The following is a 26,214-nucleotide window of genomic DNA, read 5'->3' on the forward strand; positions in this document are numbered from 1 at the left end:
GTTTATAAACGGGCGCAAAATTACGAAAAATTACTGGTTATTAGTTTATCGTTGATTAAAAAAGGCAAGGATTGCCTGATTATATTTGTTGAGGCTTGTGCTTTTATGAATTGCTTTCAGTGATTTTCTGTCTGCTTGCGGCATTAAATATTCCCAGAAAGTTTTCATTTTATTCAAAAGCTGTTCGTCTCCTCCTTCCAACTGTTCTGCGTATTGACTGTATACGCATTTATGCATAGATTGCAATTTCTCCCTCATTTCATCGGACTCAAGTGCACGGTTTTGTCTATATTCCAATGCTAATGCCGGGTTGGCAAGCAATCCCCGTCCTATCATAATTCCGGCTAATCCGGGAAACTGTTCCTGAATGCGGTGAATATCTTCTACGCCATTGATATCCCCATTATAGATGAGCGGATGTTTGCAGACTCCCTGAAAAGCTTCAAACGCTTTAAGGTCAACTTCTCCTTTATATTGCTGTTTTCCCAAGCGGGGATGCATTGCCACTTGTCGCAAGGGTAGCTCATTGATAATCGGAGCCAGTTTCAGGCATTCTTCCGAATCTTCCCAACCCAACCTCATTTTGATAGAGAAACTTATTTGTGGATATTCTGTAATCAGGTTAAGTAATGCCTGAACTTCTTCAGGATAAGGAAGAATACCGGAACCATTGTGACGTTTAGCCAGCATAGGAAAAGGACATCCCATATTGATATCGACTTCTTTATATCCCTTTTCAATGAATAGGGATAAGATTTTTTCTGCTTTCTCAAAAGAGGGGGCTATCAGTTGGGGAATCAGGTGGGGTACTTGATTGTTCCCGGGTTCGATTCCCCGGACATCTCTATGGCGGAATCCTCCTTTTTCGAGTCGTACAAATGGGGTGTAATAAGTATCTATACCTCCGAAGCAGGCAGCATGAGCATTACGGTAAAACACTTCGGTGTAACCTTGTAATGGGGCAAAATGAATAGGAAGAGTCTTTGGCATTGTTTTTATTTTTGTGCAAAGATACAGAAAAAGTAAAAGAGAGGAGCCTCGCGGTCCCTCTCTTTCTGATGTTAAATTGATTAAAGTCTGATTTTTATAAACGTTTTCTATGATTGAAGGTTAGAAAAATTGGGGGATATATTTTTATTCTACAACGTTTATAGTCAGTTCACGTACTACTTGACCACCTTGATGGACGTAGTTTGCATTGTTGGCTACGAAGGTAGCGGTATATGTACCGGTCTCTTCATAGGTATGTGAGTATATCTCCAACGATTGCGAGATATTCTTAATCGCTACACCAGCGTCAGGATCGCAGGAACCGTTGAGTAAAAGTGGTTCAGAGATTAGCCAACTATTTTTTAGTGTAGCTCCAGCCGCAGAGCTAGATACAATTATTTCCGTCGGTAAATTTGTTTTCCAGAATCCGGGGACACCGCCATCAACTGCTCCATACTCTCTGTCTTTAACTTTGTCCGATTGCTGGTCACTTTCATTATTTACAATGTTTAGTGGTGTGAAACCTAGATTTTTTGCATAGACAGTTTCTGATTTATTATTATTAAAAGCCAATTCTATGCGTATATTTTTAAAGGAAAATTTAGGTTGTCTAACAGCACCATCCTGACCGCCTTTGTAATGGAAAGCAATGGTGATTTGCTTTCCAAGATAAGACGACAAGTTCTTAATGTATGGATATGATTTGTCGTTATTTTCTACTTTCACCGGCAATTCATCTGTCGGTATTAAATAGGTCCAGTCAAATCCTTCCACTAGTTGCTTGTCTGCTTCGAAATTATTCTTGGCCATTCCCGGAAATTTATCGGAAATGAAAATGTCTAATGCAGTCTGCGGTGTGTTTTTAGGCGGCGCATCATATTGGGCAATCATATCGAAATTAATTTCACATTTTTCGATATCCTCTATTTTCATTTCTGTCCGGTTCCGAAATCTATATTCATGGTCAATTTCTCCACTAAAGAATGTTATAAAATCCGGATCACCATCGAAGCTGAACGTTACCGGGCTTCCTTTCTTTACAGTCACAGTTTTGCCGTCGAAGCTGACATTGCTGTCTGTCACCACGCCAACTTCCATTGCTGTCTCTTCTTTCAATTCCTTGTCGCATGAAGCGAGACAGAGTCCGGCAAAAGCGATAGTCATCAAACTTTTATATATTGTCTTCATATCCTTTTTCTTTTTAAAGTTAATAAGAGATTTACCAACCCGGATTATTCGTTTTAATAGCACCGTTCGATCCTATTTCATTGGCAGGAATCGGGAAATAGTTGTAAGACTTCGGAATATTGAAGTAAGTGTATACATTGATTCCGAATTTCCAGGATTCGTCAGTCTGTGCCTTGTCCACTTGTTCCTGCATCAGTTTGTAATAGTCTCCCCAACGGATCAGGTCGAAGCGTCGTGTATATTCGAAGCAGAGTTCCATAGCGCGTTCGTCTTTGATAGCTTTGCGGAAGTTCTCTTCATCCAGATTTGCTTGAAGCTTGCTGATTCCTGCACGTTCTCTTACTGCATTGATACACTCATAAGCAAGATCATTAGGACCATGGTTGACTTCATTTTCAGCTTCTGCAATCATCAGCAGAATGTCAGAGTAGCGGAGAAGAGGAAAGTTGATGGAAGTATCGTTCTTGCTCTTCTTGTCTGCTTCATATTCTCTACGATATTTGGCTGCAGCTCTGTTACGGTTCTTATTAGCATCATTCTTCGATTCGCGATCACCGTAAGTAGAACCTGGATCTGTTTTGCCATAGCTGAAGGATTGATCCCAATATTGTTGTTCCACTTCATCTCTTTTTCCTTTCACAAATTCACGACCGTCTACCGGAGTGCCTTCTCCTGCTGATTGGGTGTAGGTGAATGGAGCTATATTCCAGTTGCAACGGTCAATGTCACCGTTTGCTTCATACAATTCCAGTAGCTTAGGAGTATTCCAGATAAAAGCGTATGCATAACCCGGGTCACCTTTACCGGTGATGGAGGCTTTGGAAGAAAGGTCTTTTCCCTGAATACCGATGATATTACCAATTCTACCTTCTGCGCGTACATCCGTTGAACGGTTACCAGCAAATTCTACCTCCCAGATACTCTCATTAGCTTTGGCACCATCCTTATTGAGAGCTGTGTTATACTTGTCAGAACAAATGTCGATAAAGAAATCCCAATATTTGGCAGTCAGTGAATGACCTTCGTTTTTAACTAACTGCGCATAGTAACTTGCCTTCTTGAAATATTCTGTAATCTCGGCGCTGGTCGTACTGTTGGCCAAACCTACTTCCTTGTCACGTTTAGGCTCACCGGCTCTGAACATATACACACGTGCCAGCATTCCCCAAGCTGCCGATTTGGAAACACGTCCCGGCAAATAGTTCAACTCTTGAGCAGATTTAAGATCCTCGGCAGAACCATACATCTCTTTGATGATAAAGTCATAAATCGTCTGTTTGTCCGTACGTGGAATAGAGAGATTGTAAGCATCTTCTGTAGAAGTAGTCTTAAAAGGTACATCTCCCCAACATTCTACCAAAGTGAAATAATAGAATGCGCGTAAGAAGCGGGCTTCCGCTTTATACTGCTTGCGGGTATCATCGTTTATATCGGGCACTGCATCAATATTCTCCAGGAAAATATTGGCTCTGTTGATACCGGAGTATAAGGTATACCACAATGCTGCAACAGTCGGATCACTCGTATTGGCATTGTTGCAGATCAAGCCACTTTTGTTAGGTCCGCGGTTAGCCCCTCCATAGTGTCCCAGATCGTCACCTCCTACAAGGTATAAGAATTCATTTCCGTAGAAGGAACTTTGCCCCAGAATAGCATAGGTTCCTGTTAGCCAAGAGGCAGCATCCGCTTCATTCTTGAAGTAATTTTCAGGGGTAGTGTACGTCGGGTCTTTTTCTAGGAAATCGCAGGAAGTCAGGTTAAGTCCGACAAGAAGTGATATGATGATTATTTTTATTGTTTTCATATACATAATTGTTTGAAGGATGATTGATTAGAAACCTAAGTTTATACCAAAACTGATAGAGTAGGCTCTCGGATAAGCGGAGAAGTCCAGTCCCGGAGTCAGTGCGCCTTCACGGATAGATACTTCCGGATCGTAACCGGAATATCCTGTACATGTCCATAGATTCTGACCTGCAACGAATACACGCGCATTGTCTATCTTCCATTTCTTGGTCAGTTGCTTCGGCAGTGTATATCCTAAAGATACGGTTTTCAGACGAAGGAAAGAACCGTCTTCGATAATACGTGTAGAGAACACTTTGTTAGAGCCGGAGTCGGTAGCTCTCGGAATATTGCTTTCCGGGTTTTCCGGTGTCCAACGATTTGCGTAACTTGCGTATTGGTTCAAGTCGCGTGTCTTATTGCTGTTCTCGAAGAACAGGCGGTTGGCATTCAATACATCGTTTCCATACGACCATTGGAAGAAGATACTCAAGTCGAATCCTTTGTATTCGAAATTGTTGGTAAATCCACCTGTATGTTTCGGCATACCGTTACCGATCATAGTACGGTCGTTATCGTCGATAATGCCGTCACCATTCAAGTCTGCGTATTTCGGCATACCCGGTTGTGTATTGCTTTCGGAAGAGAAGTAAGGAACATTACGTTTCAGTGTATATGTATCGCCCACTTTATCAAAATCTTCATATTTGTATGTACCTTCATAGATGAATCCGTACATCATTCCCATCGGATAACCCACTTTGGCAATGTAGCTGTATTGTGAGTTGTAGTTCTGGTCAAATTTGGCTGCACTCAACAGAGAGGATTGGTTTTCGGCCAATTCCAATACTTTGTTCTTGTTGAATGCGATATTAAAGTTGGTAGTCCAAGAGAAATGGCGGTTCCTGATATTGGTCGTGTTCAAGGTAAATTCGACACCTTGGTTGCGTACCTTTCCTACATTCTTCATGGCACTGAAATAGCCGGAAGAAGTGGGAAGTGCAGTATTCAGCAACAAATCACGAGTCGTTTTACGATACCAGTCTACGGTTAGTCCGATACGTTCGTCCAGGAAGCCCAAGTCCAGACCCAGATTCCACTGCTCGGTCGTTTCCCATTTCAGTTTTCTGTTTCTTAAAGAAGTAGGCACTGTACCTACACTTGTCAGACTGTTTTCGAACGGATATACACCACTTGGTAGGCTACCGATCGAAATAAAATCTCCAACTTTATCTTTTAATATCTGATATAAAGCATATGTGTCATATTCACCTACGCGGTTGTTACCGGTTAATCCCCAGCTTGCTCTTAATTTACCGGAAGAAACAACAGATTTCAATGGTTTCATGAAATCCTCTTCCATGAATCCCCAAGCCAATGAACCGGAAGGGAAGTAACCGAAACGGTTATCACCACGGAATTTGGAAGAACCGTCGGAACGGAAAGAAACTGTTGCGTAATACAATGATTTATAGTTATAATTCAAACGTCCCAGGAAAGAAAGCATAGACCAGGAACTCTTTAGTGATTTGGTCGTACTGGGAATTCCTTCGCTCATTCCTGCCATCCCGAGTGCTTCGTTCGGAATTTGCACTGTCTTGTATGAATAGTATTCATAGTCAGAATTTTGCAGGGTTACACCTACCATACTATTGAAGAAATGCTTCCGTTTGATATTGGTCTGATAGGTCAGAATATTTTCGTTCAACCATGTTGCACGTTGAGAATGATAGATTTCTGCATTCACCTTATCGGATGATTTCGGATTACCATAACGGGTCTTCGAGTTGTTGAATGTTTCCCCTTTGCGGGTATCGAACGTGTAACCGCCGGAAACTTTCAACTTCAATCCTTTGATAAATTCATATTCTGCAAATCCGTTGAACTGGATATAGTTCGCGTACGTCTTGCGATATTCGTTTTTCAAAGACATGATAGGATTGAAACGATAGTCGTTGGTATTGTTTATCGCATCGTCCATGATGTTATCCATCAATGAATTTAAAGGTCTGTCCGGTTCCGTCACGGGGCGATATCCCCATACGCTATAGAACAGGTTGTTCATACCACTATATGAGTTCTGCGAAGGAGAACCACCGGTGGTTGTAGTGCTTGAATAGTTGGTTGTCAGATAGATTTTCAGTTTCTTCTTTTGAATGGTAGTACCCATACGGCCTTGTATACGCTTGTAGTTCGATTCCAACAAGATACCGTCCTGATCATAATAAGATAAAGAAGCGTTGTAACGAACTCCTTCCGAACCACCGGTCAGGCTGACATTGTGGCTTTGCATCCATGCGCTGCGGAAGATTTCATCCTGCCAGTTATATTGCGGGATATTCCTATAATCTTCCAGTCCCCATTTCTTGCCGTCATAATTCATGAAGTAGGTAGTTTCCATATCTTTTGGACTACGTTCCGCCTGTAGTTTGACGAACTCATAGGCATCCATCATCGGGATTGTTTTAGTGATATGCTGAATACCGAAACTTCCGTCGTATTTAATTTTAGGTTGTCCGATTGTACCTTTCTTGGTGGTAATCATCACAACGCCATTAGCGCCACGGGCACCGTAGATAGCGGTAGCAGAGGCGTCTTTCAGAAAATCAAGAGATTCTATATCATTCTGATTGATGGCTGCGGCTACGGAAGGGTCTTCCACCGGGAAACCGTCAATGACATAAAGAGGAGAGTTGTCCTGTGTCAATGAGTTGTTACCACGGATAACGATGTTCATCTGTCCGCCCGGCATACCTTCGCCCGAACTTACGTTGACACCGGCGATACGTCCGCCCAATGTCTCGCCGAAAGAAGCGGTCGGAGTGCTAAGCAGTTCTGCCATGCTGGCTTTGGCAACAGAACCCGTCAGGTCTCTCTTGCGTATTTCCTGATAGCCGACTACTACCACTTCATCCAATGTCTTTGTGTCTTCCTTCAATGTGATAACCATTGGCTTTTGAGTGTCCGCCTTTATTTCTACAGTGACATAACCAATGAAAGAAATAACCAATATTGAATTCTTATTGGGTACGTTAAAAGCAAATTTACCATCAAGGTCAGTGATTGTTCCTTGTGAAGTACCTTGTACCTGAACACTGGCTCCCGGCACTCCTTCTCCTAAGTTGTCCTTCACTGTACCTTTAACAAGTACCTGTGCAAGTACAAAAGAAACAGAAAACAGGATCAGTCCGATGGAGGAGAGCATCCTTTTTCTAGTTTGAGTGGATAAATGTTTTTTCATATATTAAAAATTAAGTGATTTTATTGAATCTACGCTTGCAAAGATAGACGGATTGAATATTCTAATATGGATAGAATTATTCAAGATTGGTGCAAAATCATACAATTTTTCTGTTCTCATAAACTATTTCTCTTTTACGGATTCTAGTAATTCGGATAACTCTTTCACTATGTCGGGATGTTGTTTTGATACATTCGTTTTCTCCGATGGATCGGAGGATAAATCGTAAAGTTGAGACTGTCTGTCGTTGCCTAACTCCATTTTCGTCCAATGTTCGATGGCGGGGCCATCGCTCGGTTCGATGTATTTCCATTGGCCTTTTATGATGGCAAGTGTGTTATTGAGATTCTGTTGAACGACATACTCACGGTTTGTATTATTCTTGCCGAGGAGAACGTTCAGATGTTCCTGACTGTCGGGGGCAGCTCCCTTGCGTAAAGGTTGGTCCAGAAGTGAGGCGAGCGATGCATACACATCTATTTGAGAGAAGAGAGCTTGTTGCTTGTTCGGCTTCACCCGGGCAGGCCAACGGACAATAAACGGAACGCGTGTACCCGCTTCGTAAGCACTGTATTTCCCGCCACGGTAGATCCCCATCGGAGTATGTCCGTTGAGAAGTTCGTAAGCTTGGTCTTGATAGCCGTCGTCGATAACAGGACCGTTGTCGCTGGTAAAGATAAGGATGGTGTTGTCTGCGATGTGGAGGCTATCCAGTGTGTGCATGATTTCACCGATGGTCCAGTCCAGTTGCAGGATGACGTCGCCACGAGTGCCGAGTCCGCTTTTGCCTGCGAAACGTGGGTGGGGGATGCGCGGTACATGTACGTCTTGCGTACCCATATATAAGAAGAAGGGTTCTTCCTGATGGGATGCAATGAAATTCTTAGCCTTGTTGGTGATGATATCAGCTATGTCTTCATCTTTCCAAAGAGCGGATTTTCCTCCGGTCATCCAGCCGATACGGGGAATACCGTTGATAATTGTATTATTGTGTCCCTGACTGGGTTTTAAAGTGACGAGCTCCGGGTTCTCTTCTCCCGTAGGCCAGTCGCCGACTTTGTGGTCATAACTTACGGTGATAGGATCATTGGGGTCAAGTCCTACGACATGTCCGTTTTCTACAAATACACAAGGTACACGGTCTACGGTAGCCGGAATAATAAATTCGTAGTCAAAACCGATGCTTTGTGCGTTAGGGGTAATCCGGTTGTTAAAGTCGGTTCCACCTTTCGGACCGAGTCCCAGATGCCATTTGCCTACTGCACCGGTTGCGTATCCTGCATCTTTCAGCATATCTGCCATGGTGACGCAGGTAGTGTCGATAATGAGTTCAGAGTTGCCGGGAGCAATCCCTGTGTTTTCTTGTCTCCACGGATACATACCGGTCAGGAGTCCGAAACGGGAAGGAGTGCTGGTGGCGGAAGTTGCATAAGCATTGGTAAATTGTACTCCTTGTCCTGCCAGCCGATCGATGTTGGGGGTACTCACTTTCGTTGCTCCATAACAGCTTAAATCACCAATGCCGAGATCATCTGCAAATATATAAATAATGTTAGGCTTTTGGTTATTCTGCCCATTGCTCTTTTGGGGTGCTTGATTGCATCCTGACAGCGTGACGATGCCGGACAACAGGGGAAGTAGACGCGAAACGTTTTTCATAATGCTGAGTGTTTTAGGAAATAATGTAATGAACACAAAGATAAGCGATTGGAAGAAAAAGAATGAGTAGGAATGTACAAGTGAAGTACAAAATAGTACACTTAAGAAGTTACCTTTTTTATTCGGGCGAAGATGTCCGGACTAAGAAACCGTTTATATTATAAATTTAGGCACGGATCACACGGATGAACGCTGTAGTTTTCATACTCATCGTTTTTTTAATCCGTGAAATCCGTGTGATCCGTGCCTAATAATATAAGATTATTTTGCAAGAGTGCTTGTACAGTTGCCTGCTAATCTGTTTCTTCCCCGTCTCCTTCTTCTCCGCTCTCTTCTCCTTTACGGTAAGCCAGCGGACTGACGTGATAAATCTCCTTGAAACATTTACTGAAATAGCGGGAGGAGGAGAACCCGATCCGGTCGGAAATCTCCGTGATATTCAGCTCCGGGTTATTCCTTAACATGACAGCACCCTTTTTGAGACGTATGCTTAGGATGAAATCATTCGGAGTCTGACCTGTCACAGCTTTCAGTTTGGTGAATAGGTTCGTACGTGCCATACCCATTTCGCGAGCGAAGATATTGACGTTGAAATCCGTATTGTCCAGATGACGTTCGATAATAGCCATCGCACGGTCGAGCATCTCCTTATCCATCGGGTTGGTAGCCAACATTTGGGCAAAAGCCTGTGGTTGTTTGCTGAACTTCTCTTGCAGTAGTCGGCGGGAATTAACCAAATTATTGCAGCGGGAAATCAGAAGATTGGTATTAAACGGTTTCGTGATATAATCATCCGCACCAATCTTCAAACCTTCGATATTGTGCTCTATGGCAGTACGCGCAGTTAATAATACCACCGGAATATGGCAGGTATTAAAGTCCGTCTTGATCTGTTTGCAAAGTTCCGTACCCGACATACGTGGCATCACGACATCACTTAAAATGATGCTTGGCATATCCTTCTGTATCATCTCTAATGCTTCTACTCCATCGGAAGCCGTACTGACCTGATAGAATGTTTCGAAAATACCGACTAACATCTGCTTGATAGACTCATTGTCTTCCACTATCAACATTTTGGCGTCTTCGATACGCTTGTTATCTTCTTCTTTCCATTCCGAATCAGGGATTACTTCTACTGAAGGAACAATAGTTTCTGTCTGTTGGAGGGTTTCCGTATCATCCTTTGCTATTTGCTCTTCTGTAAAGTGTTCCTTGCCTAGTTTGAGGGTAATGATGAAACTGCTTCCTTTGCCCGGTTCGCTTTCCACCCGGATTGTGCCGTGATGAAGTTCCACAATACCTTTCGTCAGTGCCAGTCCGATGCCTGTACCGGCTCCGGTATTCAGCGAGTTGAGATGTTCGGTCTGATAAAAGCGGTCGAATATCTTATCAATTTCGGCAGCGGCGATACCTGTGCCGGTATCTTTTATTTCAATGATGACATGGTCTTTCTCCTGCGATACATTAATCGAAATCGTATCTTCGGCCTTGGTATGTTTTACTGCATTAGACAGCAGGTTGTTTATCACTTTCTGCATCTGTTTTTGGTCATACCACACTTCAATGTCATCCTTCTGTTTGTTGAACTTGAAGTTGATTTGTTTGCTGCTGGCGTATTCGAGGAAGAGCAGATAATTCTCATACAGGAAGTTAACCAGGTTGTGCTGGCTTACTTTGATCTTCATGTGACCCTGTTCCTGTTTACGGAAATCAAGTAGTTCCGTAATCAGTTCCCGTAATTGGAGACTGTTCTTGTAGATTCCCAACACCTTATTATATATATTAGGCGTAAATGTCTGCACCTGCAACAAAGTTTCCACTTGTCCCACGATCAGCGTTAACGGTGTGCGGAATTCGTGTGAGATGTTAGTGAAGAAACGGAGTTTCGACTGGTTCAATGCTTCAAGGTCTTCAATATGCTTCTTCTCGTACTTCAAAGACTCACGGAGTTTGATGCGCGAATTATAGTTCTGAATAAGATACCATAACAGGCTGATAGTGACAATGGTATAAATCAGGTAAGCCCACCATGTCTCATACCATGAAGGGAGTACGATAATCAGCAGTCTGGCCTCTTTTATTCCTTCCTTTTGTGATTTGATGACAAGGGTGTATTTACCCGGATTCAGGTTTGTATAAGTAATCAGCGTTTGCTTCCGGTAAGTATGGTTCCATTCGTCCGAGAAACCCTCCAGACGATAGAGAATCTCATCTCTGTTGGCAGGGATGAAGTTGGAAGTGGCATATTCGATGCTAAACATTGATTGATTCGCTTTCAGACTGATTTCCGGAGTGTGACAGATCGACTGTTCCAGGATGCCGCTTTCATCTCCCGGAACTACTTCTTTTCCGTTGACAAGCAGGCGGGAAAGAATGATATTATATGATTTGGGAGTGAAGTGTAGCTTCTTTTCCCAGAAAGAAATCATTCCCTGAATACCACCAAGGAACACTTCTCCGTCATGTGTCACAAATAGTGCGTTTTCATTAACGGCGGTTAGCGGGAATCCGTTTTCCGTACCGTAATTATAGAATTTCTTGCTTGGATAGTCAAACTGTGAGAACCCTTGATTGGTAATCAGCAATAAGTCGCCTTTCTGTATGGATGATTCGCATACTTCGTAGATGCAGTCGCTGGATAAACCATCTGTTTGTACATCGAAGTTTTCAAAGTCATCACTTGCCTTACGGTAACGGTCGAGACCGCTTCCGGAGGTGCAGAACCACAGATTACCATTACTGTCCTGCATGATACTGTTGATATTATTGTTGCTAAGACTGTTCGGATTAGCGGGATTATGCGGATAATTAGTAAGTTTACCGCTGTCGAATCGGTAAGAATAAACACCCTCCCCGGTAGCTGCAATCCACAATGTACCGTCTTTGTCGATGCAAAGACTGGCTACCATGCCAATGCCTCTTCCTTCTTTGGTTTCTTTAAAGAGTTGTTGGCAAGCACCTGTTGCCGGATTGAAAAGACAGACACCGTTTTGTGTGGCGACAACCAGCTTGTCCTTATAAGGTACAATGTCTCGGACAATGTCCGAAGGTAGCGAAGTTGGCTCTCCCGCTTTCATCCGGTAGACTGTGAAACGGTTGGTACGCAGGTCGAGTTTGTTCAATCCTCCCAAGTGTGTACCTATCCACATAATTTCATTAGTCCGGTCGTAATAGATTGCTTTGACGTTGTTATGGGAAATACTATTTTTGCCCTCTTCGTGGCGATACCACCGATAGGTATTATTTTTCCGGTCGTACACATTCACGCCACCGCCTTCTGTACAGATCCATAAGTTTCCGTCTTTGTCCTCAGTCATTCTGCCGACAATCGGACTACTTAACCCTTCTTTTTCTGTATCTCCCGTCTTGTAGCGGGTATAGATTTCATATTCCGGATTGAAATAGTTGACACCTCCGAAATAAGTGCCCAGCCAAATTGTTCCTTGTTCATCTTTGACGATGCACCAGATAGAGGAGTGGGTGAGACCGTCGGGTTTGTTCGCGTTGGCAGTGTAAAGTTGGAATTTGCCTGTGCTCTTTTCATAGCGATTTAACCCGTGAAAGGTTCCTATCCATAAGTTGCCTGCGTTGTCCTCGCTACAACTTCTTACGAAGTTGGAGCAAAGGCTGTTCGGGTTTCCGGGTTCGTGGTGGAGGTTTTCGATGCTTCCGTCTTTCTTTACGTGGTAAAGTCCTTCTTCCCAGCTGCCTATCCATAATTCTTTGGAAGAATCTTCGTAGATGCTGGCAATATTACCTCTTGTGACAGGTTGGGAAATTTTCTTATCGTCGGACAGGCAGTAAAGTCCGTTACTGGTAGTTCCCATCCACAGATTTTTCTTTTCGTCTAGGTGGAGGCAGGAGAGGGTGATATCTTTTCCGGCAAGATGATAGTAGAGATCGAAGTTTCCCGTACTTTCATTATATACAAATACTTCTTCTCTTTTCCCGATATATAATTTCTCATTGAAATAAATAGCATCCACATTGCCTTGCAGCAACGTTTTGAATCTTTGTGTGGTCAGATCGAATTCTGCCACCCCGTCCGTACAGAGCAGGTATACCTTTCCGTTTTTGTTTCCGGTGATGCGCAGCACTGTATTGCTGAACAAGCTGTTCGGATCGTTTTTATTAAGTTTGAAACTTTTGATATCGTTACCGTTATACCGGTTCAGTCCTTCACGAGTGCCGATCCATATAATTCCCTGTTCATCAATATAAAGGCTATTGACAGAAAATTGGGAGAGTCCGTCGTCCGTGGTCAAGTGGCTAAAAGTGATGTTTTGACCTTGTGTGCGGACTCCAGCTACGCTTAAAAATAGCAGAAATAAAAGAATTACTTTTCTCACTAATTTATTTTTTAAGGTGTTTACATCTATGCAAATATATTGTTTTTATTCGATTTCTGTGAACCTTATTAGAAGAAAGTAACTATAAAGTACCGGGAGAGAATCCTATTTAACAGAATTACTCTCCCGGTTTCTAACCTGACTAACCTCTTATATATATAGTGCCCATGACTATTTAATGTAGAATGTGACCAATACTCCTTTATGATCGCTTGGCCATTGATTGTTTACGGGTGGAATAATCGGATCCTTGGTTTGTTCTTCTATTCTTTGCCCGCGTACGATAGAGCCTGTCGGACCTACTATCTGCGCGTTTTTCACTTGCAAGTCCTTATTCGGATAATAATAAACGAAATCAATCCGTTCACGTTCATCTGCTTCCGGTGCCCATGAGAGGTTTGCCGGTGCGATTGCTTTGTTGTCGGCGGGAAAAGTGAACCCCGGATATTTAACCGGGTCGGGATGCATCACCCGATAGGCATCTTTATATCCTCTTTGAATCAGCAATTTGGAAGTTCCCCAATTAACGATACATCCCCGATGATCGAATAAATCTTTTGTATCGTTCTGCCAATCCAGATAAGAAGGTTCGTTCAGATCTCCGGCAAAGAAAACAAATGCGCCTTGCTCCAGTTCTTTGGCAGCATCGTTGATAAAAGCCTGGGCAGATTCTATACGGTCTGATTCTTCACATACGGACAGAATTTTGTCCACGTCTGTGATAGGAGCCGGAAGTTTATCCCAATTAACACTACCGTCATTGTATCCGCGTGGATAATAGCATGTGTAGTAGCGGTATTCCGAGTGTGCCGGGTAAACAGCTACCCGTTTTCCGCTTACATCCAGAATAGCTTTGAACATCCATTTATTGATGCGCTCTGTTTCTTTGATCGGGAACTTCGATATGACTGCCCTTCCGTCTATGCGTGCATCGTAATAGGTAAGTCCTTTATCTTTAAGTCCTTGCATCAGTTTAGGCATCACAGGGTCGTCTTGCGGACCTTTATATAATTCGCAAAACGTTGCCACATCTGGCTGTATGGTGGCAATTTGTTCAATTAGGTATTCCGGGGCATGTTCCACTTTGGTACATTCCACCCATAAGTTGAGTTGGAAGAATTTGAACTCTGTTTTCTTTCCTGTTTTTTCTTCCGGTGCAGATATATCAGTATCGCTTTTGGAACATGCCGTGATAACAGGAAGTATGGCAATAATAATTGTTAATAACCACTTTTGCATAATCTGTATTTTTAATAGTTGATTACCATCCCGGATTTTGGCAGTTAGTTCCTGATGCATTTTGCAACCGGATTGCTTCATCACCCGGTATGGGATATAATAAGAATTTCTCACTGTATGCTCTTCGGTCACTATCTACAACAAAGCGGGAATAGCTTCCATCCGCATTTGCTTTCATTCCGGTGACGACCTTGTCTGTCTGATCCAAAATTTTCCAACGGCGCACGTCGAAGAAGCGATGTTCTTCAAAAGCAAGTTCCACACGTCTTTCATTTCTGACTCGCAGACGGAATTGGTCGCAGGATAATCCGTAAGGAATTCCCGGCATACCTACTCTGGAACGCACTGTATTAACTGCATCTACTGCATCATTAGGTACGGTTCCGGTAGTTGATGCTTCGTTAGCAGCTTCCGCATAATTCAAATATAATTCGGCCAGACGGAACTCTTTAAAATATCCGTCCAAATTACCGGAACGTCCGGATTTGTAATGTGAGAACTTACGTGTATAATAACCGGTGCAGGTGTAACGTGCATTGCTCGGATCAAGAGCACAGTTTCCTCCTGTCTTGGTTGAGACTAATGTACCCGTCTCCAGATTCAGCTTGGAACCATCATAATAGATAGAAGCTTTAAGACGTGGATCACGGTTTTCATACGGCTTAGCTTGATTGTAGAGATTCTGGACAGCCGAATTCAGATTGGGCTGCAGGTGATTGGCGTCTTGATAGGGATTTTCAAGATTGAGAAGGGGATAGGCTTCTGTCATATCCGCATTCACAACTTCATAAGCATCAAGTAATTCTTGGGACGGACAGGCTCCAGCATCTGTCTGACCATCAGTAGCTGGCAGACCGGCATAATTCCACATATACATCTGTCCAACTTCCATAATAGTTTCTTTGTCGTTTACTACTGGAAGGTCAGTACGTGAGTAGAAATAAACATCATAAGGAGAGTAACCGGCAGTGGCATTCGGCTGTTTCTTATAAAGTTCATAGTCGTTTGCCAGGCAGTCGTCCAAAGATTTCTTCGTGATTTCTGCAGCTTCTTTCCAGGTGATTGTTCCGTCATTGTACAGGGGGCTGGCCGCATAGAGTGCTATTTGCGAACGGATGGCTGCACAGATGGCTTTCGTCATTACATGACGGTAGTTTTCCTTGTCCAATGAACGCCACCCCCATTCTTCAACAGTGGGAATGTCGATGGCATCCTGACAATCGGTCAATATTTGACGGGCACATTCGCCGAATGTACCTCTCTTGACTTTGGTATAATCGTAGTCAGGAGTTGTTATGACAGGAACGCCTCCATAACGCTTTACCAATTGAAGATAATAGAAAGCACGTAATGTTAGTACCTGTGCTTTGAAACTGTTACGTATCTCTTCCGAGTAGACACTGGCAGTAGGGATATTGGCAAGGAAGATGTTGCAAGCGCGAATCCCTTGATAATAATGGTTGTAATTTTCCGGATTACCTTCGATGTTTTCCAATGGATTGCTGAAGGGGGATAATTGTCCTTCATTCCATTTGCGGGTAGCTCCGTTCTGTAGTTCCCAAGCATCTTTTGCTTCGTCCGTACAGCCTGCAAGCATGGTATAATTATAGTTCATTCCATAGTTTAGAATCCATCCGTAGCATTGGTTCATATAGGCATACGTTTTGCGATTAGTGGTAAACAAATCACTGTAATCTGTACGACCGTCCGGGTGATCCTCAATATCGGCGCATCCGTTCAATGCTGGCAATACAAATAGGGAGAGCACTCCTAATATAAGTTGTTTCATTTTCATAACTTTAGTCTTTAGAAATTCAAGTTAAGTCCGATATTAAATGTTCTGTAAATAGGATATGCGGTATAAGCATATTGTTCAGGGTCCAGATTGTCAAACTTAAGAGATGAAGTAGTCAGTAGGTTGGCACCGCTGATATAAAATCTCATCTTCTCCAGTTTTAGTTTACTGCTCCAACGTTTTGCCAATGTATATCCTAATACTACATTTTTTACTCGCAAATAGTTATTCTTAGAATAGAAGAACTCATTGCTTTGGAGGCTGGAAGAGTTTCCGGTGGTCAGAGCCGGGTAGGAAATCTCTTCATTGGCAGCATAACGTTCTGCTGTCCATGCATTACGGTGCAGGTCGGTGTACACGCCTTGATAGCTATTGTCGAAGATACCGCACCCACTATAATAGGCGGCTGTGCCCGACACGCCCTGCAACTGAACATATAAATCAAAGTTCCTATATTCTAATTGGATAGATCCGCCATAGGCGATGGTCGGTAGCGTTTGTGCTTTATCCATTGGGGCTTGGTCGCGTTCGTCGATATTTCCGTCGTTGTTCAGGTCCTTGTAGATAAAGTCGCCCGGACGGGGAGAAGCTCCGGAGAATCGGAGTCCGCTCTTGTCTATTTCTTCCTGACTGTTATAATATCCGTTTCCGTTGGAGTAGTCAATGAGATAGCCAAACTGCTGTCCGGCAGAATAACCGGTCTTACGATATGGATAGTAATATCCGCTGGTTGTACGATTTAACTCTTTGACATCAATCACTTCGTTTTTATTGTATCCCATGTTGCCTCTGAATGTCATATTTAATCCGCATTTTAGCTTCTTGGTGTAAGATAATTCGACATCGAATCCCTTGTTATTCATCTTACCTAGATTTTCGAAGGGCAGATAATTACTGGCAATACCTTGTGCAGAAGAGATACTATTGTCTTGGATAGCCATATTGGTCTGCTTTACGTTCCAGTAGTCAAATGTGAAACTTAATGAATTGAGCAGAGTGATATCAATTCCGTAGTTTTGCTGGAAAGACTTTTCATAGTGGATATATGGATTACCTTGCATACCTTCTACTGTTTGAGCTGCATAGTAGTTACTTAACAAATAGCCTTGCAACTGATAACGTACATCGGTAGCATACAGGAAACGTGTTGCGGATATTTGGTCATTTCCCAGCCAGCCCGCAGACGCACGTATTTTGAGGAAAGACAACCAGCCACTGTCTTTCAGGAAACTTTCGTTGGATACCACCCAGGCGGCGGATACCGTCGGAAAGAATTTAAAACGGTTGCCCGGTTTGAACTGTTCCGTACCGTCATAAGTGAAATCTCCCTGTATATAATACCGTGAACCATAACCATATTTGAGATGTCCCATCAGTGACAAACGGTCGTATGGAAGATCTCCGTTTTTCATCATATTCTCATTGAAATAGCTGATAAATGCGTCTACTTCATGCTTTTCTCCAAAAGTACGGTTGTAGTTGACAAACCCCTGGAAGTTGATAAAATAACGCATATTGGCAGTCTTACTTAGGCTTAGAGGAAGAGTGGTGTGTGTACCGAAAAGCCCGTTGCCATTGGCTGCGTAACGTGCATAGTCGGTAGAACCGTAGATTGTACCGTCATAGTTTGCTTCGTAACCTACTATTCCTTTTACGCTTAATCCTTTGGTCAGGAATCCCAGATCCAAGTTCATTCCATAGGCGACATTCAGGTTGATACCTGTCCGGTGGCTATATCCGGAACGGTTGATAAGTCCGTAAGTAGGGTATTCGTTATATTCTGTGGTAATTACCTTTCCATCTTCGGTGACAGGTCCCGGTACGGTGGGAGCCATCTGATAGATTGAATTCATAATATCTCCTGTTCCATTATACCCTTGGTTCATCCGGTCGATAGTGACATTAGTATTGAGGAAACAATTCAGATAACGGTGCAGAGTAACGTCTACATTGGCTAGGATATTGAAACGATGCAATTTGAGCGCGGGGTTATAGTTGTCGTTCTTCTCTGCGTCAATCAGGCTGTTTTGGTGAAGATAGCCGGCATTAACAAGATACTTAACCCGGTTATTACCTCCGCTGATATTGATGTTGTAACGTTGCATACTGGCTGCATCATTCATAAAGGTGTCATACCAGTCATGTCCGGGTATAGTCCCATCTGTGAATCCTGCTATTTCATATAAAGAATAAAGCGAAGTGCCACCATCATTGAGTAGTGCCTGATTACGCATCTGTGCATATTCACCTGTACCTACTGTTTTGGGGCGCTGGGTAGCCTGCTGTATAGAGAAGTCCATGTTTACATTTACTTTGGTACGTCCTATTTCTCCTCTTTTGGTAGTAATAAGAATCACTCCGGAGGAAGCCCGGGGACCATATAATGCTTTAGCTGCGGCATCTTTCAGAATACTGACAGATTCAACAGCATTGGCATCAAGTGTGTTCATGTCGAACAGTGGAGCCGGAATTCCGTCGAGCACGACCAAAGGTGAATTACCATTTATAGAGTTCAGGCCACGTATATACATCGTTGTTGCATCGTCGGCCGGTGTGCTGGTTGACTGGATAGAGGTCAACCCGGCCAAACGTCCGGTCAGTGTGGCTGAAAATCCGCTATTGGGCGTTTTTGCCAATTCGTCTCCCTGAACAGTAGAGATAGCTCCGGTATAACTTCCTTTTTTCTCTTTTTGTAGCATAGCTACTTCGATAGGTGTATCCTGACCGGCGATATCTGATACCAGGCGAAATTCAACCGGTTTGTTCAGAGTGAGTTTCATTGTCTGGTTCCGGTATCCCGGAATCTTACAAACTGCCATATTGGCTTCTGACGGTATTTCCATGATGAACTTTCCGTCTTTGTCACTGCTTGTGGTGTATTCGGGATTGTCCGGAACAGAAATGATTGCACCCTCTAAGGGTTCGTTGCTCTCATTCCGCACCACACCGGATATTACTTCTTGCACTTGTGCCCGGCATACTTCGTTGCCCGCAAACAGGCATACGATGCACAAAAGTGTGATTATTCTGTTTTTCATATACATTCTGTTTTATGATTACCATCCTGCATTTTGCCACGTCTGTCCCGTTGTGCCTTCCAATACGGCTGCTTCACTGGCAGGGATAGGATATACGTGCCATTTCTTTTCGTAACTCATTTTACTCGGCTTGCCGCCGTCTGTTCCTAAAATAATTCTTTCATAAGAGAATGAATTTCCATTCTTGGTGATTTTCATACCTGTGGTAAACTTCTCGTTTTCCATGTTCTCATTTGCTGGTGTCCAGCGGCGGATGTCGAAATATCTGTCTTCTTCGCAAGCCAGTTCTACCTGACGTTCATGGCGTACTAACAAGCGTGCTTCGTTCTTATCATTTGTAGACAAATCAACCGAGGGATCAAAGCCTGCCCGGTGGCGGATTTCATTGATCCATCCCAGACCTTCGGTGAGATGACCGCTTTCAATGGCTGCTTCGGCTGCGTTCAGATAGATTTTGCCTAACCGATAGAAACGGAAACGTCCGTCATATCCAGCCACTCCGGCTGCTTTACAGTTACCGTTCACCATTCTCTTTCTCCAATAATAACCGGTACGTGTGTTGGTATTTCCACTGGTACGGATTTCGCTGTTTCCTCCTACATATGTTTCTACAACTGCCGGTTCTTTGCCTAACAGAACTGGACTGTTATTGTAAAAAACAGTAGCCTGTAAACGTAAATCGCGTCCATTATAGGGATTTGCAGGATCATAACCACTATTGGGATTGTAATTAGGAGACAGATGCTTCTCATCATTATAAGGTTTTGACAAATCCAATATTGGTTTTCCGGTTGCTAACATATCATAGGCGTCTACTAACTCCTGAGAAGGCACAATGGTGAGTTGGGCATTCCCTAATACCGGTGCTCCGATAACATCATACAAAGGATTTGTATACGGGTCGGGCCAATAACCTTCTGTGCTTTGCCAGATTGTTTCTTTGTCACTGGGATCTGTTCCAATGTAGTTATTGAGCGTGAAGTACTCCATATAAGCATTGTTATAATACTTTTCCGTATCCGAACATTTAGTATAGAGTTCGTAGCCGTTGGCTTTCAATTGTTCCAAACAGTCTTTATTGATCGTGTAAGCCCATTCCCATAGATCCTTTCCACCATTGTTATAAGTGCTGGCAGCAAACAAAGATGCTTCGGAACGGATAGCCATTGCGATGCCTTTGGTCATTCTGATCTTTTCGTTGAGCGTTGTCAGCCTCCAGGGAAGATTGGCTGATTTAAGGGCTGTTTCGCAATCGTCTACAATGAAGCGGGCACAGTCCTCAAAGCTGGGGCGTGATAAGGTTGAAAAATCATAATCCAGCCCGTAAGGCTCCTTTTCAATAGGTACAGGACCATACCATTTCAACAGTTCCATATAGAAATAAGCGCGGAGTACATGAGCTTCCGCTACCCAGCGGTCACGATCTGTTTCGCTCGGGATGGCAGCAGTGGCTGCCCGTTGGAGGAATGTGTTGATGGTGCGGATTTGTCCCCAGTATAATTGCCAGTATCCTCCTTCCGAGTAGGTATCACCCATGTCTCTACGAACATCAAGATAGAAGTCTGTAGTAGTACAGTTACCTGATGCGGCATGTGCAAAGCCACCGCCGGAACCATCTGTGCAATCCCATGCTTCGTCACTAAGTGCCACAGGATAGTTGCTCCAGAAGTGATATCGCAAACTCTTTTTGGGCAGGTAGTCAAAACAAGTGCTGAAATAAGCTTTGGTCAGATCAGGATCTTGAAATACTTCATCCAGCGATAATCTTCCGTCAGGAGCTACATCCAATGCTTCGTTACAAGAACTGAATGTGAGCAGAGAAGCAAACATGCATATATAAATAAATCTTTTTTTCATATTGGGTTTGTTTTAGCCGTTAAAATGTAATATTTAAACCTACATTGTAAGTGCGCATTGTCGGATAAGCTGCCGGACCGTTCTGTTCCGGATCGAAGCTATCGGTTTTGAGGTGAGTCCATGTATACAGATTGTTACCGCTTAAATAGAAACGTACATTCGATGCACCGATTTTCTTGCTGATGCTTTCCGGTAATGTATATCCTACTTCTGCATTTTTCAGACGTATATAGGAGGCATCCATGATAAAGAAATCATTGGGCTGTAAGCTTGGCCCGCCACTGCTGGATAAACGGGGATATGTAATCTTTTCATGATTATTATAGCGTTCTTCGCTCCAACGTCCCATGTGCATTTTGTAAAAGTTGCCACTGCTTTCGTAGATACCGGCTCCCGAATAAGTCTTGCTGTATTGGCCTACTCCTTGCAACATGATGGAAACATCGAATCCTTTCCAATTGGCAGATAAAGAGAAACCGTAGTTGATGCGGGGTAACAGAGATGAATAGCCGATAGGAGCTTTGTCACGGTCATTGATCACACCGTCTCCGTTGAGATCTTTATAAATAAAGTCTCCGGGTTCCGGTGTTCCTACACCTTCGTAAGTCAGTCCGCTTTTGGCGATACTTTCATCACTGTAGAAGAAACCGGTTCCGTCACGGCCTTTTTCGGGATCATAGCTGTGGTCGATAATATATCCCCAGTTTTGTCCTAATGAAAATCCGGTGGTGCGGGTGCGGTATGCATAATCCTTACCTAATAGCGGTTCGTCATATTCCAAAACTTTGTTTCTGGCATAACTGAAGTTTGCATTGGCAGAAACGGATAGTCCATTCTTGAATTGCTTCTGATATCCGAGTACCATCTCAAATCCCTGGTTCTTGACTTCACCATCGTTCATCAATGGAAGGGCAGAGGAGGGCAGACCTTGAATCATAGGAGTAGTTTGAGGGATGATCAAGATGTTCTTTCTTTTTTCAACAAAGTAGTCGAACGAGAAAGAAAGATCATGGTACAAAGATATGTCTATACCATAATTTTGTTTTTCAGCTGTTTCCCATGTGATACTTTTGTTTCCTATGTAGTTTTCGGCGATTTTGTAACCTTGTCCCCAGCCGGAACCGTTGGAAGCGTACCCCAAACTAGGAGATAACCAGTGGTCTCCTTTACTGTCTGTTACTACGGAATATTGACTGATATTATCCAGATAAAGGAAGCGGGCAGGCTTTCCGTCACTGGTTGTAAATGCATCATTTCCTACTTTTCCCCAAGAAGCTCTTAATTTCAGATTCGTCAGGACTGGATTATCCTGAAGAAAGCTTTCGTTAGTTACTAACCAACCAAGAGAGGCGGCGGGGAAGAATCCGAATCGTTTGTCTGGAGAGAATTGCTCCGAACCGTTGTAACCCATATTTACTTCTACAAAATAACGCCTGTCATAATCATAGGTTGCACGTCCTGCAATACCGATTACATTATAAGGCAGTAGCAGATCACCTGATGTCTCTTTAGATTCTTTAACATCCCGCTGTGCCAGGAACATGGCAGTAATATTGTGTTTCTCAGCAAAACTACGGTTGTAGTTGATTTGCGCTTGCAGGTTCATTGTCCAATAGGACTCGGAAGACTTGGTCAGCTCGATTGGACCATCTTCATCTTCCAGGCTAGGATGCCGGTTGATAAACAGATGTTCTCCTGAAGCTAACGTCTGATAGGTATACCAGGTGTAGGAACGTTTTCCTATTGTTTTGCCGAATCCTTTGGAGTCGAAAGATACTTGTCCTTTGACAGAGAGCCCTTTGGTGATAAATCCCAAATCAATTTCCACTCCTCCGATGACATTGATTCCCGATCTGGTCTCCAGTTGATAACCCGAACGGTTGATTAAAGGATATGCGCTCAACGAATTGTTGGCAGGATCTTCTACAGATAATCCGGCTCCGATAGGGAAGGTGCGTATAGCGTCGGTGGCGTATGCACCTTCCGGAGTCAGATACATGGAAGTAGGCCGTGAAGTCAGAGCACTATTGAATACACTTGTCATGCTTGCAGAAGTCCCGTTGATCCGTTCCAGATAAGAGGAGGCATTTAAGTTGATCTTCACTGACTTATTGACTTTATAGTCAATATTTGAACGGAAGTTGTATCGGTCTAATGAAGACTGGGCATTGTAACCTAACTTGGATTTAGGTTCTACGTTGAACATACCTCCCTGATGCAGGTAGCCTGCACTTACAAAATACTGAAGTTTGTCCGAACCTCCGGAAACGTTCATGTTAGCTCTGGTCATAGGTGCATAATCTCTGAATAAGATATCTTGCCAGTTATTATTCGGATAGAAATCAGGATCTACGGGGTTACCTGTTTTCCATGAGTCGAACTTGTCGATGTCCGGTCCGAAGAACTCGGCAGAGTTCCCATCGTTAGTGAGTGCTTCATTGCGAAGTCTTACCCAATCCCATGAGTCCAGGCGTTCGGGTTTGAAGGCCATTTCCTGCATACTGAATTCTACATTGGCACTGATACGGGCAGTTCCTTTTTCACCTCTCCGGGTGGTGATCATTATAACTCCATTGGCACCTCGTACACCGAATACTGCCGTTGCGGAAGCATCTTTCAATACGGAAATATTAGCGATTTCGTTCGGATCGATGGAACGCATATCGTCTACAGCTACTCCATCTACCATGATTAATGGATTTGTACCGTTTGTGGTGGCTGCACCACGAAGGAACATGGTCACTTCGTCACGTCCCGGTTCACCGGAAGTCTGGATAGTGGTCAGTCCGGGGAGCTTTCCGGATAAAGCGGAGCTTAAGTTGGGCGATGAAGACTTCATCAATTCTTTTCGGTCGATGGAAGCAACGGAGCCAATGACAGAAACTTTTTTCTGGGTACCGTAAGCCACTACTACAACTTCTTCCAGATTCGCTACGTCCGGATGCATAATGATGCGCATGTCTTTTTTTGCAGGTACATCTTGTTTTTGATAACCTACATAACTGATCTCCAGTATTGCGTTGGGAGCAACCGATAAAGAGAAACGACCGTCTATGTCTGTAATAGTACCATTCGTTGCTGCTCCTTTTTCCATGACGGAAGCTCCGATCAGGCTTTCACCGGACTCGTCCACGACGACTCCGGAGGCTGTTATCTTGGACTGTTGCTGTATCAGGGTAGCATCTCCAATATCTGATGCATTTCCTGTAACGGGAATACAGATTCCCAACCCGAGCAACAGGCACATTTTGTATAGCCAATAACTTCTTTTCATAACTATAACGTTTAAGATTATTTTCTGTCTAATTAAATGAACTCAACATTTTGTCCTTGTCGTATCCTATGTATTCATAGCGTTCTATCCGGACACCTTGGTCTTTTGCGGTAATACAAGGACTTGTGCCATTCCATGAGCTATCCATCCACCACTCTTCTACTAATAGTTTTCTTTGAGTTGAAGAGTTGTTAGTAAATGAGAACTGAACTTTCGAAGGATCTATTGTTCCTCCGGAATAACCTAAAACAGAATAAGTGCCTGCCAAATTACGCAGATCGACATAAACGAGCGGACAACCGGATGCATTTAATGTTGTGATGGACTTGCAACGGTTTATATCCAGATATGTCAGCCCCGGATTATTGCTTACATCAATAGAGGTTATCATATACTGGTCTCCGGAAATAAACTTGGTCAATCCTGCGTTCTTAGCACTGAAAGATTGAATGCCTTTCTCATCTACCGGACCTGCTGTATAGCTGGTGCTGATTGCATATTTACTTAGGTCGATCTCTCCCAGATTATTACCGTCCAAGATGAGGCTCTTATATCCGCAGAAGTATTGCAACCCTTCCAGATTGGTGATTCCCTTGTTGCTAAGATCAAGAGTTGTGTTGTTCTTGAAGTATTCTGTATTCAGAGCTGCCACTGTCAGAACTTTATCCCCTTCGAAGACATCCGGAACCAAGGCTTTGAGGGCATTCCGTAGGTTTATATCAGGAATTTCCCCGTACTTTTTCAATGTTTTCTGATATTTTCCGTAACTGTAATAGTAGTTGTTGTTTCCATCCGGATAGTCGTGCATCCAATCGTACCCTTCCACTGTCACTCCATTATTGATGGCATCTACGATAGAACCGCTATTGCTATAGTATGAGTCCATCCACCAAGATTCCATTTTCAGAAGTCGTTCTTTGCTTGCATCGTCACTGAAAGTAAATTTGAAGTCTGTACTGTTATAGTTCAGACATCCGCCATAGATGCTGTGGTAGTTACGTACATCCAAATAGACCAGTTTGCAGTTTAGAGCAGAGAATCTTTCAATGGTATAACAGTAATACAGATCGATAGATTCTAGTTGGATGCTTCCGTCTATGTTGAGAGAAACCAATGTGCTATTCGGATGTTCTACAGTAGCCAGTTCCAGTTTAGTCAATCCTGTGTTTTGTGCAGTCAATTCGGACAGCCTGGACAGAACTTCAGCAGGAATTTCGCTTATATCATTGTTGTTGCAGATCAGTTTACGGATGTTGCTGAAATACTCGAGTCCTTCCAAAGAAGTGATATTCTTATCGCTGATATCCAGTGCGCCATCAGTGAATGTGACATACTTCGCACTGGAAGAAATCTTCTCTCCTTTGAATATATCGGGGAAGAGAGCAGAGAGGGCATTGCGCAAGTTCTCATCGGGCATTACTCCTACAGTACTGTTGATGACTCCCAATGTTCGCATTTTACTACCACGTACTAATACAAGTCCATAAGAATCTTTGTTTGCAGTAGAGGGGTATAGTACCGTAATATGGTCGGAGGATACTTCTCTGGTTTCCATGTAGATGGGCTGTTCTGTCCCTCCTGATAAAGGAGAAAGTGCCAGTACATCACAGTCAATAAAGCCATTTCCCTGAATGGTAATCTCTGTGCCTAGGGATTCTTCCGAAATGTCCGGAAGCACTACATTGGTTACTCCCAGGTCTGTGCCTAACTTTTCGTCTTCACATCCCAAAAGGAATACCATTCCAAGCATTAATAAAATGTAGAAATGTGTTTTCATAAATACTATTTGTTTAATG

Annotated in this window: 12 protein-coding genes; all 12 read right to left on the reverse strand. The window is 43.3% G+C overall.

Annotation, left to right across the window (positions count from 1 at the left end):
- Positions 1–45: 45 nt before the first annotated feature.
- Entirely contained in the window at positions 46–990 is a 945-nt protein-coding gene (locus AAHJ11_RS20010; protein WP_148365474.1) for a tRNA-dihydrouridine synthase family protein, read from the reverse strand.
- 144 nt (positions 991–1,134) lie between these two features.
- Positions 1,135–2,178, reverse strand: coding sequence for a DUF5017 domain-containing protein (locus tag AAHJ11_RS20015; RefSeq protein WP_148365475.1), 1,044 nt, complete (start codon positions 2,176–2,178; stop codon positions 1,135–1,137).
- A 31-nt stretch (positions 2,179–2,209) separates the two neighbouring features.
- On the reverse strand, positions 2,210–3,982 hold the full coding sequence (locus AAHJ11_RS20020; protein ID WP_099147532.1) for a RagB/SusD family nutrient uptake outer membrane protein: 1,773 nt from the start codon (positions 3,980–3,982) through the stop codon (positions 2,210–2,212).
- A 27-nt stretch (positions 3,983–4,009) separates the two neighbouring features.
- Positions 4,010–7,168, reverse strand: coding sequence for a SusC/RagA family TonB-linked outer membrane protein (locus AAHJ11_RS20025; RefSeq protein ID WP_074558201.1), 3,159 nt, complete (start codon positions 7,166–7,168; stop codon positions 4,010–4,012).
- Between the two features lie 159 nt (positions 7,169–7,327).
- Positions 7,328–8,863 carry a sulfatase-like hydrolase/transferase gene (locus tag AAHJ11_RS20030; RefSeq protein ID WP_258978986.1) on the reverse strand — a complete coding sequence of 512 codons (1,536 nt, stop codon included), beginning with the start codon at positions 8,861–8,863 and terminating at the stop codon, positions 7,328–7,330.
- A 293-nt stretch (positions 8,864–9,156) separates the two neighbouring features.
- Positions 9,157–13,215, reverse strand: coding sequence for a two-component regulator propeller domain-containing protein (locus AAHJ11_RS20035; protein ID WP_320979406.1), 4,059 nt, complete (start codon positions 13,213–13,215; stop codon positions 9,157–9,159).
- Positions 13,216–13,386: 171 nt separating this feature from the next.
- Positions 13,387–14,454 (reverse strand): endonuclease/exonuclease/phosphatase family protein, encoded by a 1,068-nt coding sequence (locus AAHJ11_RS20040; protein WP_148365479.1) that lies wholly within the window; start codon positions 14,452–14,454, stop codon positions 13,387–13,389.
- Between the two features lie 22 nt (positions 14,455–14,476).
- Positions 14,477–16,243 (reverse strand): RagB/SusD family nutrient uptake outer membrane protein, encoded by a 1,767-nt coding sequence (locus AAHJ11_RS20045; protein ID WP_413580064.1) that lies wholly within the window; start codon positions 16,241–16,243, stop codon positions 14,477–14,479.
- A gap of 17 nt (positions 16,244–16,260) precedes the next feature.
- The gene (locus tag AAHJ11_RS20050; protein WP_148365481.1) at positions 16,261–19,293 is read right to left on the reverse strand and encodes a SusC/RagA family TonB-linked outer membrane protein; all 3,033 of its coding nucleotides are present in this window, start codon (positions 19,291–19,293) and stop codon (positions 16,261–16,263) included.
- 12 nt (positions 19,294–19,305) lie between these two features.
- Positions 19,306–21,144: a RagB/SusD family nutrient uptake outer membrane protein gene (locus tag AAHJ11_RS20055; RefSeq protein ID WP_148365482.1), complete on the reverse strand. Its 1,839-nt coding sequence runs from the start codon at positions 21,142–21,144 to the stop codon at positions 19,306–19,308.
- 19 nt (positions 21,145–21,163) lie between these two features.
- Positions 21,164–24,418: a SusC/RagA family TonB-linked outer membrane protein gene (locus AAHJ11_RS20060; RefSeq protein ID WP_148365483.1), complete on the reverse strand. Its 3,255-nt coding sequence runs from the start codon at positions 24,416–24,418 to the stop codon at positions 21,164–21,166.
- Positions 24,419–24,446: 28 nt separating this feature from the next.
- A complete protein-coding gene (locus AAHJ11_RS20065) occupies positions 24,447–26,195 on the reverse strand; it encodes a hypothetical protein (RefSeq protein WP_258978992.1) in 1,749 nt (582 codons plus the stop codon).
- Positions 26,196–26,214 lie beyond the last annotated feature (19 nt).

It is taken from the genome of Bacteroides sp. 90-K9/2, assembly GCF_047310725.1.
GTDB lineage: Bacteria > Bacteroidota > Bacteroidia > Bacteroidales > Bacteroidaceae > Bacteroides > Bacteroides vicugnae.